This window comes from Rheinheimera pacifica (genome assembly GCF_024809855.1).
Classification (GTDB): Bacteria; Pseudomonadota; Gammaproteobacteria; order Enterobacterales; family Alteromonadaceae; genus Alishewanella; species Alishewanella pacifica_A.
Genome location: NZ_JANUEM010000016.1, coordinates 72,872 through 87,993, shown reverse-complemented (window position 1 = coordinate 87,993; position 15,122 = coordinate 72,872). Strand labels below are relative to the sequence as shown.

At 47.2% G+C, this 15,122-nt stretch carries 14 protein-coding genes and 5 tRNA genes; 7 read left to right on the top strand and 12 right to left on the bottom strand.

All coding sequences use genetic code 11. The features are described from left to right. The first annotated feature begins 76 nt into the window (after positions 1 to 76). On the top strand, positions 77 to 1,711 hold the full coding sequence (locus M2404_RS17390; RefSeq protein ID WP_259241012.1) for an electron transfer flavoprotein-ubiquinone oxidoreductase: 1,635 nt from the start codon (positions 77 to 79) through the stop codon (positions 1,709 to 1,711). A gap of 329 nt (positions 1,712 to 2,040) precedes the next feature. Further along, positions 2,041 to 4,104 (top strand): hypothetical protein, encoded by a 2,064-nt coding sequence (locus M2404_RS17385; RefSeq protein WP_259241032.1) that lies wholly within the window; start codon positions 2,041 to 2,043, stop codon positions 4,102 to 4,104. A gap of 78 nt (positions 4,105 to 4,182) precedes the next feature. Here M2404_RS17385 and M2404_RS17380 read toward each other — a convergent pair whose 3' ends face one another. Beyond that, positions 4,183 to 5,142: an aldo/keto reductase gene (locus tag M2404_RS17380; protein WP_259241011.1), complete on the bottom strand. Its 960-nt coding sequence runs from the start codon at positions 5,140 to 5,142 to the stop codon at positions 4,183 to 4,185. A gap of 100 nt (positions 5,143 to 5,242) precedes the next feature. Between M2404_RS17380 and M2404_RS17375 the strand changes: the two genes are divergently transcribed. The 3 genes from M2404_RS17375 (at position 5,243) to M2404_RS17365 (ending at position 8,421) form a co-directional block, all read left to right on the top strand. After that, positions 5,243 to 6,001: a pseudouridine synthase gene (locus tag M2404_RS17375; RefSeq protein ID WP_259241010.1), complete on the top strand. Its 759-nt coding sequence runs from the start codon at positions 5,243 to 5,245 to the stop codon at positions 5,999 to 6,001. 53 nt (positions 6,002 to 6,054) lie between these two features. Next, positions 6,055 to 7,497, top strand: coding sequence for an SLC13 family permease (locus M2404_RS17370; RefSeq protein WP_259241009.1), 1,443 nt, complete (start codon positions 6,055 to 6,057; stop codon positions 7,495 to 7,497). Positions 7,498 to 7,728: 231 nt separating this feature from the next. After that, entirely contained in the window at positions 7,729 to 8,421 is a 693-nt protein-coding gene (locus M2404_RS17365; RefSeq protein WP_259241008.1) for a hypothetical protein, read from the top strand. 14 nt (positions 8,422 to 8,435) lie between these two features. Here M2404_RS17365 and M2404_RS17360 read toward each other — a convergent pair whose 3' ends face one another. Beyond that, positions 8,436 to 8,768: a hypothetical protein gene (locus M2404_RS17360; RefSeq protein WP_310503110.1), complete on the bottom strand. Its 333-nt coding sequence runs from the start codon at positions 8,766 to 8,768 to the stop codon at positions 8,436 to 8,438. Here M2404_RS17360 and M2404_RS17355 point away from each other — a divergent pair. Further along, entirely contained in the window at positions 8,739 to 9,359 is a 621-nt protein-coding gene (locus M2404_RS17355) for a TIGR03747 family integrating conjugative element membrane protein (protein ID WP_310503109.1), read from the top strand. The two genes, M2404_RS17360 and M2404_RS17355, sit on opposite strands and share 30 nt — an antisense overlap. Before the next feature lie 97 nt (positions 9,360 to 9,456). Further along, positions 9,457 to 10,083 carry a DUF4019 domain-containing protein gene (locus M2404_RS17350; protein ID WP_259241007.1) on the top strand — a complete coding sequence of 209 codons (627 nt, stop codon included), beginning with the start codon at positions 9,457 to 9,459 and terminating at the stop codon, positions 10,081 to 10,083. Positions 10,084 to 10,291: 208 nt separating this feature from the next. Here M2404_RS17350 and M2404_RS20390 read toward each other — a convergent pair whose 3' ends face one another. The 10 genes from M2404_RS20390 to M2404_RS17305 form a co-directional block, all read right to left on the bottom strand. After that, positions 10,292 to 10,489 carry a phage integrase central domain-containing protein gene (locus tag M2404_RS20390; protein ID WP_473091817.1) on the bottom strand — a complete coding sequence of 66 codons (198 nt, stop codon included), beginning with the start codon at positions 10,487 to 10,489 and terminating at the stop codon, positions 10,292 to 10,294. Positions 10,490 to 10,519: 30 nt separating this feature from the next. Further along, complete coding sequence (locus tag M2404_RS20385; RefSeq protein ID WP_473091816.1) at positions 10,520 to 10,909, bottom strand: Arm DNA-binding domain-containing protein; 390 nt, start codon at positions 10,907 to 10,909, stop codon at positions 10,520 to 10,522. A 211-nt stretch (positions 10,910 to 11,120) separates the two neighbouring features. Continuing rightward, positions 11,121 to 11,196, bottom strand: a tRNA-Gly gene (locus M2404_RS17340). 31 nt (positions 11,197 to 11,227) lie between these two features. Then, positions 11,228 to 11,314, bottom strand: a tRNA-Leu gene (locus M2404_RS17335). A 58-nt stretch (positions 11,315 to 11,372) separates the two neighbouring features. After that, positions 11,373 to 11,446, bottom strand: a tRNA-Cys gene (locus M2404_RS17330). Positions 11,447 to 11,476: 30 nt separating this feature from the next. Next, a tRNA-Gly gene (locus M2404_RS17325) sits at positions 11,477 to 11,552 on the bottom strand. A 135-nt stretch (positions 11,553 to 11,687) separates the two neighbouring features. Next, positions 11,688 to 12,242, bottom strand: coding sequence for a CDP-diacylglycerol--glycerol-3-phosphate 3-phosphatidyltransferase (gene pgsA, locus M2404_RS17320; RefSeq protein WP_259241006.1), 555 nt, complete (start codon positions 12,240 to 12,242; stop codon positions 11,688 to 11,690). Positions 12,243 to 12,275: 33 nt separating this feature from the next. Further along, positions 12,276 to 14,093 carry an excinuclease ABC subunit UvrC gene (gene uvrC / locus M2404_RS17315; protein WP_259241005.1) on the bottom strand — a complete coding sequence of 606 codons (1,818 nt, stop codon included), beginning with the start codon at positions 14,091 to 14,093 and terminating at the stop codon, positions 12,276 to 12,278. Next, a complete protein-coding gene (uvrY, locus tag M2404_RS17310) occupies positions 14,093 to 14,737 on the bottom strand; it encodes a UvrY/SirA/GacA family response regulator transcription factor (protein ID WP_259241004.1) in 645 nt (214 codons plus the stop codon). Before uvrY ends, uvrC begins: the two co-directional genes overlap by 1 nt. 209 nt (positions 14,738 to 14,946) lie before the next feature. Beyond that, positions 14,947 to 15,037: transfer RNA gene (locus M2404_RS17305), tRNA-Ser, on the bottom strand. Positions 15,038 to 15,122: the final 85 nt, after the last annotated feature.

Sequence of the window (15,122 nt, the reverse complement as noted above, 5' to 3'; positions counted from 1 at the left end):
CCTAAACAGCATGATAAAAGCAGTGTAAGCTGTAAATAATAAACTCCAAGAGGCCAGGGCTGTGGAAAGAGAATCAATGGAATTCGATGTAGTTATAGTAGGTGGTGGCCCTGCAGGGTTGTCGGCTGCTATCCGTTTGATGCAGCAAGCCAAAACGGCAGCAAAAGAACTCAGCGTTTGTTTGGTTGAAAAAGGCTCTGAAGTAGGCGCGCATATCTTATCAGGCGCGGTATTCGAGCCACGGGCGTTAAATGAGCTACTACCCGACTGGCAACAGCAAGGCGCGCCTGTAACCGTGCCTGTTACCCATGATGATATTTATCTGCTGAAAAATGCGCAAAGCGCAACCAAATTACCGGGCTTTGCTGTGCCGAAAACCATGCATAATAGTGGTAACTATATTGTATCGGTGGCTAACCTGTGCCGCTGGCTGGCACAGCAAGCCGAGCAACTGGGGGTAGAAATTTTCCCCGGCTTTGCTGCCAGCGAAGTACTGATTGAAAACAACGTGGTAAAAGGCATTGTGATTGGTGATATGGGGCTGGACAAACACGGCCAGCCCAAAGACAGTTATATGCCCGGTATGGAGCTACGTGCAAAGTACACCGTTTTTGCAGAAGGCTGCCGCGGCCATTTGGGTAAGCAGCTGATAAAGCACTTTAAACTGGATGAAGGTAAATCACCGCAGCATTACGCCATTGGCTTTAAAGAAATCTGGGATGTACCGGCAGCCAAGCATCACGCCGGTTTGGTGGTGCATTCAGCAGGTTGGCCGTTAGCCAGTGACACTGCCGGTGGTGGCTACTTATACCATGCAGAAAACCAGCAAATTGTGGTTGGCCTAATTATTGACCTTAGCTACAGCAACCCGCACTTAAATCCGTTTGAAGAATTTCAGCGCTATAAACAGCACCCGGTGATCAGCCAGTACCTGAATAATGGTAAACGCGTTAGTTATGGTGCCCGTGCTATTGCTAAAGGTGGCCTGAACAGCCTGCCAAAAATGAGCTTTAACGGCGGCCTGCTGATTGGTTGTGACGCCGGCACCCTTAACGGCGCGAAAATTAAAGGCAACCACACGGCTATGAAATCCGGTATGCTGGCTGCAGAAACGCTGTTTAACGCTATCAGTGAAGCTGACGAAGGCGGACAGGATCTGACAGCCTTTGCCGATGCGATAAAAAACAGCTGGCTGTATGACGAGTTATACCGCTCACGCAACTTTAGCGCAGCAATGCATAAATTTGGTACCTTCTGGGGCGGCGCCTTTAACACGCTGGAACAAAACTGGTTTGGCGGTAAATTTCCGTTTACCCTAAAAGACAACAGCCACGACTACGCCCAGCTAAAACTTGCCAGCGAAGCCCCGGTCATCAACTACCCGAAACCCGACAATGTGTTGAGTTTTGACCGCTTGTCTTCGGTGTATTTATCCAACACCAACCACGAAGAAGAACAGCCCTGCCACCTTAAACTGGCTAATAGCCAAATCCCGGTTAGTGTTAACTTACCCAAATATAATGAACCGGCACAACGTTATTGTCCGGCAGGGGTATATGAGATTATACAAAACGAAAATGATGAGCCGCAGTTTCAGATAAACGCACAAAACTGCATTCATTGTAAAACCTGTGATATTAAAGATCCGTCGCAAAATATTACCTGGGTAACCCCCGAAGGCGCTGGCGGGCCTAACTACCCTAATATGTAACAATAAACCAACAGCGCCTGGGCCGGTTCTTGCGAGAATATGGTGTTAAGGCGCTGTTTTACTTACTACATTTTAATTTACTGATATTTACTGTTTATATACTGGTGTTTTTACGTTTTTCATTGTATTAATTTTAAACAACAACTACCTTTGGTATAGGTATTGTTTAAATTAACCGCTGAAAGGCTTCGCCAGAGACAGGAAGTAGTGTGATGACAAATAAAATAAATACGGAACGCACCGTACAAGATGATGTAGTAATAGTTAAGAACGCGCCGAAAAAAAATTCACCTCCCACTCTGCCCCCCTCTTTCGCCAGCGATCGGTATATGTATTTTACTGAGCGCGATCTGAATAAAATTCTAACGAATCTGGATGCACTGCGTAGCAGCGTTTTTCCGCTGGTTAACCCTGACAACGAAATAGCCAGCCGTAAGCAACAAAACTTCCCCTCAGTATGCCTGATAGGCCTTGGTCGCTGTGGCTCGAATATTGCGCTGGATGTCGCCTCGCTGGTTTATAACGCGCGTAATTTTTACCTGAACGAATTTAACAACGAAGAAAAGCAAACCCGTGAGCAGGAATACCGGCCCATGCGCTGGATTAAACGCAGCCTGAATTTATCAAATACACAGGCCGTTAAACCGGTGTTTTTAATTGAACCCCTGGTAATGCTTGGCGACCTGGACAAAGACATTGAAGGCCGGATCCGCTTTTCACACAAGGGCGAGAAAAGCGGCTTTTTGCATGATTACACCAAAATGAAAATTATGGACTTGTCTGAAGTGCATGCCGGTGGTGCCGGTAACGCCCCTATTCTTGGCCAGTATCTGGCAAAAATTATTCTTAACAAAGACACACAACGCTTTGCCAATGCCGACTGGAAACACATTCATTCTTACCTGATTGACTCCTGCGGCATTAAAGCTAATCAATCCAGATTGTACTTTTATATTTTTAGTGCCGGCGGTGGTACAGGCTCAGGCATGGCATCTGAGTTTGGTTTAGCGCAGCAATACGCCTACATGAGCAAAACCTTTGACACCCGCATGACAGGTGAAGACGAAGGCAACCGTGGCCACTCCTTTGTATTTGAACCGATCTTTACCAGCGGTATTTGTATTTTGCCGAACATTTCTGATCATGGTGTGGAAATGTCTGAGGCGCTGCATATCAACGCCGGGCGTTTATTGTGCAAATATCTGGCTGAAGAATGGGATTTCTCATACAACTTTGATAACGAAGACAGCAGCGAATCCAGCGTAATGCACCGCATCCGGCCGTGGAATGCCATGATGCTGATCTCCAACGACATTATGCGTTACGCCGAAGAAACCGACGACGGTGGCATTCAGCATATCGACGTTAATGCGATGGAGAAATATGCAAATCAGTACATCTCGCAGCAAATTTTTAATATTCTGACCGCCCAGGCCGTAACCACAGATTACGACGAAAACTATTTCCGCCGTGCAGGTATCGATATCGGTGAAACTATCCGTCTGGATGCCAATGATTTATTTATGAGCCTGGCCGGCCCCGTTGCCGTAGCCTATGCAGAATCTGTTATACCGGGCGATAGCAGCAACGCAGAAAGACTTAAGCTGTTTGAGAAAACCGGTACCGGTTTAAATATTGATGACCTGTTTTTCCGCTCTATCGATTTGCCACACTTTAACAAAGTAACCCAGGCCATTGAGGGTATAAGCCTGCTGCCGATTGAATCCGGCCGCTACCGTGAAACGCTGGCCAGCTACGTAAAAAATGGTTATAACGCTGCCGAGCTCAAAGATCTGCATTTCTTTAAAAACTGCTCTTCGGTCGTGTCTATCGTATCACTGCCGAAAGACTATAAACTGTCTTATATGGATTTAAACCGGCTGAAATCGCACTTAAATTCGTTATTCCCCAATACCACATTAAAGCGCTATGCGCTGGTTATTGGTGCGTCAGCCAACATTTCACTGACAACGCTGATAGTGAAAAGCCCCTGCTTAAGCGACGACTTTTTAACGCTGATTGTCGCCTTTATTAAACGCTGTTTTGCCAAAGATAATTATCGCTTTGACGAGCAATTGGATCAGGCGATGCTTGAGTTTATCCGCGCCGAACATTTTGACGAAGAAGCACTGGATAAAATGCTGCACGAATTTGAAAACCCGGCCAAGATACTCGACACTAACTGGTATGCCATTAAGCCCATGTACGAGAAAAAGTACCGCGAACTTATTCATAATAAAGACAAATTTGTCTCAATTAATGATATCCGCTTAAGCCGCGACAGCGTAAAAAAAGCCATTAAGTACCTGCGCGAAATTTACCGGCACAAGATTAGTAAAACCAAGGTTATTTCACTTAACCCGCAAACACATAAAAAAGCCACTGCAGAATAAGCGGGCGGCTGAGCTAAAAGGCCTGGCATTTATTGCCAGGCCTTTTTTATCTCTGCTATCAGGGTTGTCTGGCGGGCATTAAGGTAAAGGTGCGCCACGGCTACTGACATACAACTGATACCAGTGCTCACGGCTTAATTGCACCTGGCTTGCTCCGGCACATGCCGCTATGCGCTGTGGGTTAGCGGTGCCAATTACCGGTTGAATCGCCGCAGGATGGCGCATTAGCCAGGCCAGTACAATAGCTTCTCGGCTGCACTGATATTGCCCGGCTAACTGCGCCACTAACGCTACTGTGGCACGTTCAGTGTCGGTTTGTGTTTGTGCCCCGCTAAACACACCTTTTGCCAGGCTGCCCCAGCTTTGCAGTTGCACACCCCGTTGCTGACAGTATTCGACAGTGCCATAACTAAAGTGCTTGTTGCTGCCCTGCGGCATGCCCGTTAGCACACTTTCTTCCAGCCAGTCGATGTCGGCCAGGCTCATTTGCAACTGATTCACCAGCAACGGCTGAGACAATGCCGACTGTAACCACTGCATTTGCGCCCAGCCCATATTCGATACGCCAAAGTGGCGCACTTTACCTTGCTGTAGCAACTGATCGAATGCCTGCGCTACCTGCTCTGGCTGCATCAGTGGATCAGGCCGGTGCAATAACAACAGATCCAGGTAATCGGTATTTAGCCGCGTTAAACTCTGCTCCACAGAGCGGATAATGTAGTCTTTAGAAAAATCATAGCGCCCCGGCCCCTGTTCGTCGGCAAAGCGGATAGCGCATTTGGTTTGGATAAACAGCTCTGTACGTTTTGCCGGTGCAGCGGCCAGATAGCGGCCAAATACCTGCTCGGCTTTACCACGGGTATAAATATCGGCGTGATCAAAAAAGTTAATGCCATTGGCCAGTGCCGCATCAATAGCAGAAAAAGCATAGTTTTGCTGTTCAGTTGTGGTGCTATTGCTGTCCCAGCTGCCGCCCAGGCCCATACAACCAAACGCCAGTGAACTGATACCAGGCAGATGCTGTGATAAAGGGATCATAATAACTCCAGACAATGAAATACCGCGATAGTGTAGCGAAAAACAGCCTGAACCCCTACACTATCGCCATTATTAAATGCTACCGGAACACTTCTGCGTTATGTCTGATGCCACTTTGTACAGGTTAAACAAATTTATCAGTGATACGGGCTTTTGCTCGCGGCGTGAAGCCGATAAATTTATAGAAAATGGTCAGGTTACTGTAAATGGCGCTGTAGCGCCGGTTGGCCTTAAAGTTACTGATGCAGATCAGGTACTGATTGACGGTAAACCGTTAAAAGCCAAACCAAAACGGGTTTATCTGGCATATAACAAACCAGTAGGTATTACCTGTACTACAGAGCGGCATATTCACGGCAATATCATTGATGCCGTGCGCTACCCCGAGCGTATCTTTCCGATAGGCCGGCTGGATAAGCCCTCTGAAGGCCTGATTTTTCTCACCAATGATGGCGATATCGTCAACAAAATTCTGCGCGCCGGCAATGCGCATGAAAAAGAATATGTGGTGACAGTGAATAAGCCTATTACTGAGCGTTTTATTCAGCAGATGGCCCGTGGCGTGCCTATTCTTGATACCGTAACCCTGCCCTGTGTTGTGCAGCAACGCTCAAAGCAGAGCTTTTCTATTATTCTAACCCAGGGCTTAAACCGGCAAATACGCCGCATGTGCGAACACCTGGGCTACGACGTACAAACGTTAAAACGTACCCGCATTATGCATATTCGTAGCGCAGGCTTAAAACCGGGGCAATGGCGCTTGCTGGATGATATTGAAATACGAATGCTCGAAGCACAACTGCTAAGCTCCAGCAAAACCGTAGATAATGCACCGGGCAACGATAGCTTTGACGATTAATGCAGCTTTGATGATTAAGGCTACCAGGATAATAGACGCAACCGCGAGGCGTTATGCACATTCAGGTTAAATTGCCGTTTTATATTACTTTGCTTTGCGGGCCGCTATTGTTTTTGCTGACCTTAGTATCAGAGCCCTGGTTTAGCGGCATGTCGGCAAATGCCTGGCTGATCACCGGCCTTACCTGCTGGATGGCACTCTGGTGGATAACTGAGCCGGTGCCAATACCGGTTACAGCTTTACTGCCTATTGTAATAGTGCCTCTTGTCGCACTAGATACCATCGGCAACGTTACAGCACCTTACGCTCATCCGTTGATTTTTCTGTTTCTGGGCGGCTTTATGCTGTCAATTGCTATGGAGCGCTGGAGCCTGCACAAACGCATCGCCTTGTTAACCATGTTGCTGGTTGGCACTAAGCCCAGCCAGCAAATTGCCGGCATTATGCTGGTAACAGCATTTTTATCGATGTGGATGTCTAATACCGCCACTGCGGTTATGATGCTGCCTATTGGTTTATCTATTATTGCTATGCAGCAGGAGCAAGGTATTAACAATGATAATTTTGCTAAAGCTGTTTTACTGTCCATTGCTTACGCTGCCAGCATCGGTGGTATTGCCACCCTAATTGGCACACCGCCTAATGCCTTGCTTGCCGCCTATCTGGAGCGCAGTTATCAGTTACAACTCAGCTTCAGTGACTGGATGTTGTTTGGTGTGCCACTGGCTATCAGCCTGTTATTGGTATGCTGGGTATGGCTGACCCAATTTCATTTCCGGCTGGACAAGATGCCGTCAGTAGACAGCCGCGCGTTATACCGGCAAAAGCTATCAGCTTTGGGTGTTATGCATAATGCCGAAAAGTTAGTACTGATGGTGTTTTCCCTGGCCGCTTTTTTCTGGGTATTTCGCGGGCCACTTAGCAGTATCAGCGGCATTAAACTGGACGATACGTTAATTGCTGTCTTTGCCGCCTGCTTGCTGTTTATCTTGCCCGTGTCGTTAAAAACCGGCCAGCGTATTTTAAACTGGGAAGACTGCCAGAAACTGCCCTGGGGTGTGTTGCTGTTATTTGGCGGCGGTTTAACGCTGGCAGCCCAAATCGACAATTCAGGCTTATCCGGCTATATCGCTACACAAATTGGTCAGCTTGGTAGCATCAATCTGATTTTACTGATTGTGCTGGTAACCACTGTGATTATTTTTCTGACAGAAATCACCAGTAATACCGCTACCGCTGCCGCATTCCTGCCTTTACTGGGCCCGGTTGCGGTGTCGCTGGACACCTCAGCTGCTATGCTGGTGATCCCAGCTGCAGTGGCAGCCAGTTGCGCCTTTATGATGCCGGTAGCCACCCCGCCCAATGCCATAGTGTTTGCATCCGGCAAGCTGAAAATTATTGATATGGTAAAAGCCGGGCTGGTGCTAAACCTGGCAGGCATAGCGCTGATTACATTAGCCGTGTTATTTCTGGCACGTTATATTTTTAATTTTTAACCCCACTTGGCTTGTGGGGGGGCTATGTGACTCTTATTCAATAGACTGTCTGGCCAGAAAACATTGCAAATGCAATTTCCGGTATTACAGATACAAGATTGACATTCGATCCTTACTCTGATTGATGGCAAGTATTTAACTGAGCCAACTTAAGCCAGTGTAGCTCAAATGTTTACCCAAGCCTGATAGAGGGATTACTATATCTGGAGTAATAAGTTAGTTGAGCCTAATATGAGCAAGTCAGCAAGTAGTTATAAATGGGGTTTTATTATAAAGGGGCCTCGTTCTGCATTGGATTACCTGCTTCAGAATAAAAATGTGCCGTGGTGGAAGCTGATGAACCGGGGAGGAGAGTGGGAAGCATGGCTCCCGGATGTGCAGCATGAGACTTGCCCAAATGCCCAGTTTGACCTGGTGCAGCAGTCGATAGTGAGAATGAATGGACTCCTGAACAGCAGGAACCTTCCCGGTTTAATAGAAATGACTCATTTCGTAAACAACGAGGCGGAGCAGAGAACGGTCTCTATACCTCTTCCTCTAGTTATTAGAGTGACGAACCTGGGAGGGTTGGGAGCTGTAAAACATTCTTTTATTGATTTTTCATGTATAGAACCGGCTGATCTCTCTAACTTGAAAAATTTAATGGACTATTGGGGGCAACCAAATGCAGAAACCTATGAAGGGTTATATAAGATTTATGAGTGGATTCAGTCAATTCGACATGATTTGGTAACGGAAATTCCAAAAAAACAACGGGAGCGTCTTACACATACATGCAATCATTGGTCATCGGGTCCAACAGCTAGGCATGCAACCCGAGGGAGAGAGCCCCCTAAAAATCCAATGCCGCTCAGAGAGATTAAACAGATAGTGATGTGTTTATCTGATAGCTATGTACAGTCTGTCCAATCTTCGGTTGCTTAGTTTTTACATACACATCAGGAAACTACACTACGTAGCTTTCGGCGTGCGTTGGCGAATTTACCGTTTAACGTGCGTTCGGTGATCCCCATAGCGCCGCTATGATTGGCGATCAAAGCACTGATGATGGCCTCTTGAGTTCTGAAGCTGGAGTAAGGGTTACCTGAAGGAGACTGCCCTAACATCAGTTCAAGCATTCCGCCAATAATATGCAAATATGTGGATTCAGCCCGATCAGTTATAGCGCAATTGCTGCAGGCAGTGGCGGCTGTACTTTTTTTCAGTAATCCATCGTATTGCTCTTGCAGGATTTGCAGTTTTTGGCGTTGTTGTTCGAGTTCAATTTGCAAGGCTTGCCGCTCAATCAATATAGCTTATCCTATTTCCATCGTGATGATCGGGTGAGCGAGCTGTTCTGGCCCGAGCAAGGCTGGCGTCACGCACAAGGCATGCTGCAGTACGAACTGAGCCACCGCAGCGTCATCGTGCAGGAATCAGGGCGCACGGCGCATCAGCTTGTAGAAACCGGCTATTATGAGTGGGTTTTCGTAAAAACCGGCCTGCTGGGGCAGATCAGCTCGTCCGCCGAACGCGCCCGCGCACCAAGCCGCAACGCCAGCCGGGGTTTTCGCTACTACCTCAGCCAAGCCTATATCAGGGCAGAGAACTTACTGTCACTGCTGCTGTTTCTGCTGGCGGCATTCGTCAGCCTGGTCGATGGCTTGGTGCGGCGCGATATCCGTAAATTCGGCGTCGGCCGCGAATCAGGCTTCCTTTATCACCGCGCTAAGGCCTCATTGCTGCCACTAGCCGTACTACCCTGGGTTATCGACCTAAGCATGCCGATATCACTGCATCCACTACTGCTCTTACTACCCCGCATGGTATTGTTGGGACAGGCGGTAAACCTGACTGCTGGGAGCTTTAAGAAATATTTGTGATAAGTTTGCCTGACAATTATAAATCCCGTCCTAAAATCAATAATTAGCATTCATAAAATCCTACCTGCCACAACGCAACTCATAAGGAAGATAACAGATGATCGAAGGAATAGATGTTTCACGGATCCTGAGTCTGGGAACAATCGGCCTAGGGTTTCTCTTGGCTTTACTGGCGTTCAGGTTGCTAAATAGAGAACAAAACATAGAACTGCCACGAAATGAAATTCTGACAGCCATCAACCGGTTTATGTTCTTCTCGTTTCTTCTGTGTATCACCGGGCTCACATCAGAACTCTACCGGATTTACTCTTCCCACAACTACAACTCACAGCCGCCTACTGCCTCGCTACCGCAAGGGTACTTTACGTTATTACAACCCGATGAGGTGCCGTCCGCCAGTTCTGCAGCAGAGAAATTTCTAATCCAACTTGATGAGGGTGACTATCAGACAGCCTACGACGAGCTACCAGGTCAAGTTAAAGCAGCCCTTAGATTCAACGACTTTAGAACTCAGGCAGTTAGGCTATCAGGATTCACTGGTGACTTTCAGGAAAGAAGATACTACTTGGGCCACAAAGGAGTTGGGCTAACACCTGACGGGCCATCCATGCTTTATTACATCACATTCCTGTCTTCATATAGCGAAATAAAAAGCGCAGCAGACGTAGTCGTTCTTATCAAAAACGACAATATATTCAAGGTTATAAACTATTATAAACTATAAGCCATTTTCCACATTACATCACCCCTTGAATCCGCCCTTTATACCCACGCAGCTTCTTCAAAAAAATCGGCAATTCACCCATTCGCAAAAACGGATTATGCTCAGGTGAAGGTTCAGGTTCAGGTTCAGCAACTACATCAAGATCTGATGCAGGATTGATTTCTAACCCCTCCACGAGAACAATAGCATAACGAAAAAGTTGTCGGAGCTAAGTCCTAACTTTTTCAGCCATCGTATAGGCCTTACGCTTCTCAATCCTGGCAACCTTCTCCAGAAGCAAAGCGCGCTTTATATCATAGATAAGTATCTTGTTTAATGCAGGCAGAACGTCTTTACCGAAAATACGTTTGATTTGCGCATGCGTGCTTTGTCGCCTTTCTTCGCCCTCCCCGGCATCATCACCAATTTCCCAGAGTTCTTTTTTACGATGTTCAAATCACAGCAGAAAGATCGCACCAAAAGTATTCGCGGACACCAAGCGCGCAGCATGACGTTTTTGTTTACGGTCAGTATGAGGATTCATACCTTTGGCTAACAAGGCACGAGCGTCATCACGTAGCGCTCGCGCCTCACGCAAACTAACTTCAGGATAACCTCCCAGAGAGATGCGTTTCTGTTTGCCCAACCAATAATAACGGAAGTGCCAGCTTTTACCACCAACCGGTGAAACTACTAACCCAAGGCCATCTGCGTCAGGGAGGGTATAGGTTTTTCCGGTAGCTTTAGGCTGCCGAATGATTAAATCACTAAACCTAAAACCAGGGGACTGGCGAAGATAGTCATAGGGGATTTGAGGCTGCTGGGTAGTCAGATTAAAATGTGCCATCACAGAGCTCCTAAGTTGAGACTTAGGTCAATGCTCGTCATGGTGCCCACTTTATCCCAGCAACAATACGGAACCGTTCCTTCCGTATTGTTTGGCCTTAAAAAGCTGACCGTTAGTAGATTCCGGTAGCCTTTTCTGTAACGAAAAAAGGAGCCTAAACTCCTTTTTTCAATATCTTACAGACTTCAACAGATGTCTGTAGATAATAATTTGGAGCGAGTAACGAGGTTCGAACTCGTGACCTCGACCTTGGCAAGGTCGCGCTCTACCAGCTGAGCTATACTCGCGAAAATCTGGTTAGTTACTCTTAATGAGTAATGGTGCCCGGGGCCGGACTTGAACCGGCACGCCCTTTCGAGCGAGGGATTTTAAATCCCTTGTGTCTACCGATTTCACCACCCGGGCAGACAACTTTGTTGTGTTACTTTGTCACTGTTCTGGTTTTACCAGATAAACTGTGTGATGGAGGCGGGTCCCGGAGTCGAACCGAGGTGGACGGATTTGCAATCCGCTGCATGGCCACTCTGCCAACCCGCCATTCAAACAATTTTCACTCTTTGAAAGAGTTGGAGCGAGTAACGAGGTTCGAACTCGTGACCTCGACCTTGGCAAGGTCGCGCTCTACCAGCTGAGCTATACTCGCGTCGTTATGGCCATGTGCCTTAACACGAGACGCATTCTACTGTTTTAATTCAGCCAGTCAATAATAAATTTTTGCTTTTATGACTGACTGATTAAAATTTGACTGAGTTGTGCTAATAAGCAACAAAAACAGTTATTAATGTATCAAATCGCGCCACGCTGCTTTGAGGTAACTGTACATAGACCATATTGTCAGTACCGTTGCGACATACAATAACAGCATACCTACCGGCGTAAACCAGCTTAATAGCCAAAACTCCGGCCGCCAGATCAAACCAATTAACGCCAGCATCTGGGCGATAGTTTTATACTTGCCCAAATTAGACACTGCCACATTAGCCCGCTTGCCAAGCTCTGCCATCCACTCACGTAGGGCCGAAATGACAATTTCGCGGCCGATCATAATAATGGCGGGTATCGTTACCCAAAGCGATACACTGTCTACCGCTATCAGCACCAATGCTACCGCTACCATCACTTTATCTGCTACAGGGTCAAGAAAAGCGCCAAACGGCGTAGATTGTTCCAGCTTACGGGCCAGATAACCGTCCAGTGCATCGGTAATGGCGGCAAGACAAAATACAAACGATGCCCAAAAGCGGGCGTTTTCCGCACCTGAATAAAAACATAAAATAAAAACCGGGATCAGAAACAGTCTAAACAGGGTTAACAGATTGGGAATATTCCACATCTTAATATTCTCTACGGCATGTATGCCGCTATGCTACTTGTTATGACAGGCATGGTAAATCTTTTCTGCCTGTGCCTTTGATATTCCCGGCACTGAGCTAAGCTCGGTAACGGAAGCGCGCATTACGCCCTGTAAGCCACCAAGATACTGCAATAACGCCTGACGCCGTTTTTCACCTATGCCTTTAACCTGCTCCAACGGGCTTTTAATTAACGCTTTGCCACGTTTATTACGGTGTCCGGTAATAGCAAAACGGTGCGCCTCATCACGAATTTGCTGAATTAGGTGCAAAGCCGGTGCATCAGCCGGTAAATTAATGCTGCGCCCGCTTTGTGCCAGAATAAGGGTTTCAAGACCTGGCTTGCGGCTGGTGCCTTTGGCCACGCCGACCAGCAAGGGCATTTTAGCATGTGGCCAGTTAGAAAATTGTGCTATAGCGATATTTAACTGCCCCTGCCCACCATCAATAAAAATAATATCCGGTATTTTCTCGGCATCCTGCAGCTTGGTGTAACGCTTGTCCAGCGCAAACTGCATCGCGGCATAGTCATCACCACCGGTAATACCGGTAACATTATAACGGCGGTACTCTGCTTTATATGGCCCCTGACCATCAAATACCACACAGGATGCTATGGTAGCCTGCCCCATCGTATGGCTGATATCAAAGCACTCCATCCGTGTTATCGGCTGCTCTAACTGCAACAACTGTTGTAACTGCTGATAGCGTAATGCCATTTTTTGGCTAAGCGATTGCTTATTGTCGCAAGAGAGCTGAGCATTTTTTTGCGCCAGACTAAGATACTGTGCTTTCTCGCCGCGCTGGGCATAGGTAATACGTACTTTACGCCCGGCAATTTCACTGATAGCAGCCGCCACTGCGTCTGCCTCGGGCAATGGTTTGGCAATAACAATTTCCCGTGGCATTTGCTGGGTACCATAACCATCGAGATAAAACTGCAGTAAAAAAGCACTGAGAATTTCGCTTTCCTCAGTATCTGCCGGCACTTTAGGAAAATACGCTTTGCTGCCCAGCACCTTTTGCTGGCGGACAAACAATACGTGCACTGCGGCAACACCATGTGAATAAGCAAAGCCGATAATATCCATTTCGTCATGCTCACCGCTGACACTTTGCTGCTCCTGCACTTTTCGCAGCGCAATAATTTTATCGCGTAGCTGAGCGGCCTGTTCAAACTGCAGCGCTTCACTGGCCTGCGTCATCCGTTGTACCAGGTTATCAATAACCTGCTGATCTTTACCCTGCAGAAATAAACTGGCCAGCCGTACCTGCTGCTGGTATTCCTCATCAGAAATTTTTCCGACACAGGGTGCAGAGCAAAGCTTCAGCTGGTACTGCAGGCAAGGCCGGGTTCTGGCCCGGTAAAAGCCATCTTCACACTGGCGGATGGGAAAAATTTTCTGCAGGCTTTTCAGGCTTTGCCACACTGCCCCGGCATTAGGGTAAGGGCCAAAATACTGGCCACCACTTTTACGCGGTCCGCGGTGCGAGCTGATACGCGGGTGTTTATGATCACTGATTAAAATATAAGGGTAAGATTTATCGTCCCGCAGCAATACGTTGTAACGTGGTAAAAATTGCTTAATCAGGTTGTTTTCCAGGATCAGCGCTTCGGTTTCGCTATGCGTAAGGGTATATTCCACCTGTTCTATCTGGCTAACCAGAGAACGGGTTTTAACACTGTCTACATTAGCTCGAAAATAACTGCTTAGCCTGGCGCGCAGATCTTTGGCTTTACCAACATAAATAACCTGCTCCGCGGCGTTTATCATGCGATAAACGCCGGGCTGGTGAGGCACCTGTTTTAAAAAGGTTTTAGCGTCAAACATCAGGCTTTAGCGATGTCGATCATGCCGTGGCGCAATGCCATATGGGTAAGCTCTACATCACCACTGATTGCCAGCTTTTCAAACATCCGGTAACGATATGAATTCACCGTTTTAGCGCTAACATTCAGTTGATCGGCAATATCATTCACCTTTTGCCCCTGCGTAATCATCATCATGATTTGCAGCTCGCGATCAGATAAATCGTCAAACGGGTTCTGGCTGTGGTTATTTACTTTGCTCATCGCCATTTTCTGCGCCACTTCATCAGAAATATGCCGGGCACCAGAATACACTTTGCGTATTGCGGCCACCATTTCACGTGGCGGTGAATTTTTTGAAATAAACCCTGCCGCACCCAATTGCATGACTTTAGTCGGCACCGGCTCTTCGCAGGATACCGACAACGCCAGTACTTTAATGTCCGGGCAGTAATGTAAAATACGTTTGGTTGCAGTCATACCGCCCATACCGGGCATATTCATATCCATCAACACCACATCGGGTTCGTGTTGACGGCAAAATTGTAATGCTTCTTCGCCAGAGCCAGCCTCGCCAATCACTTTGATACCGCGCTCATCCATTAGTATGCGACTGATCCCAGTACGAACAAGCTCATGATCATCAACTAACAGAACGTTAATCAATTTCGCTCTCCGGATTACTGGATATTAGAATTATTCTAGCTGTCTAGCATAGCCGAGCATCGGCCATTTTGCTAAACAAATTAAAGCAATAAGTACTGTTTTGCACTGTTGCTGCCTAGTGTGCCAGAAAGGTTAACCATATGAAACAAAACTATATGATTTCAGATGATTTATATGCAGGTAATTGATAACAGGGAATAACAGGAAAGTGGCGGAGGGAGAGAGATTCGAACTCTCGGTGGGCTATTAACCCACGCCGGTTTTCAAGACCGGTGCATTAAACCGCTCTGCCATCCCTCCGCGTTACAGGGCGCATATTAGAAACTGCCTGCAGCTTTGTAAAGGGCTTTTTTGCTATTTTCAGCCGTTTGCTTAGTAAAGCATC

Bases quoted from the DNA above. Each gene is read 5' to 3' on its own strand.
- M2404_RS17365 (WP_259241008.1), top strand. From the start codon at position 7,729: ATGAGCAAGTCAGCAAGTAGTTATAAATGGGGTTTTATTATAAAGGGG.
- M2404_RS17350 (WP_259241007.1), top strand. From the start codon at position 9,457: ATGATCGAAGGAATAGATGTTTCACGGATCCTGAGTCTGGGAACAATC.
- pgsA (WP_259241006.1), bottom strand. From the start codon at position 12,242: ATGTGGAATATTCCCAATCTGTTAACCCTGTTTAGACTGTTTCTGATC.
- M2404_RS17390 (WP_259241012.1), top strand. From the start codon at position 77: ATGGAATTCGATGTAGTTATAGTAGGTGGTGGCCCTGCAGGGTTGTCG.
- uvrC (WP_259241005.1), bottom strand. From the start codon at position 14,093: ATGTTTGACGCTAAAACCTTTTTAAAACAGGTGCCTCACCAGCCCGGC.
- M2404_RS20385 (WP_473091816.1), bottom strand. From the start codon at position 10,909: ATGGCACATTTTAATCTGACTACCCAGCAGCCTCAAATCCCCTATGAC.
- M2404_RS17380 (WP_259241011.1), bottom strand. From the start codon at position 5,142: ATGATCCCTTTATCACAGCATCTGCCTGGTATCAGTTCACTGGCGTTT.
- M2404_RS17375 (WP_259241010.1), top strand. From the start codon at position 5,243: ATGTCTGATGCCACTTTGTACAGGTTAAACAAATTTATCAGTGATACG.
- M2404_RS17370 (WP_259241009.1), top strand. From the start codon at position 6,055: ATGCACATTCAGGTTAAATTGCCGTTTTATATTACTTTGCTTTGCGGG.
- M2404_RS17385 (WP_259241032.1), top strand. From the start codon at position 2,041: ATGTATTTTACTGAGCGCGATCTGAATAAAATTCTAACGAATCTGGAT.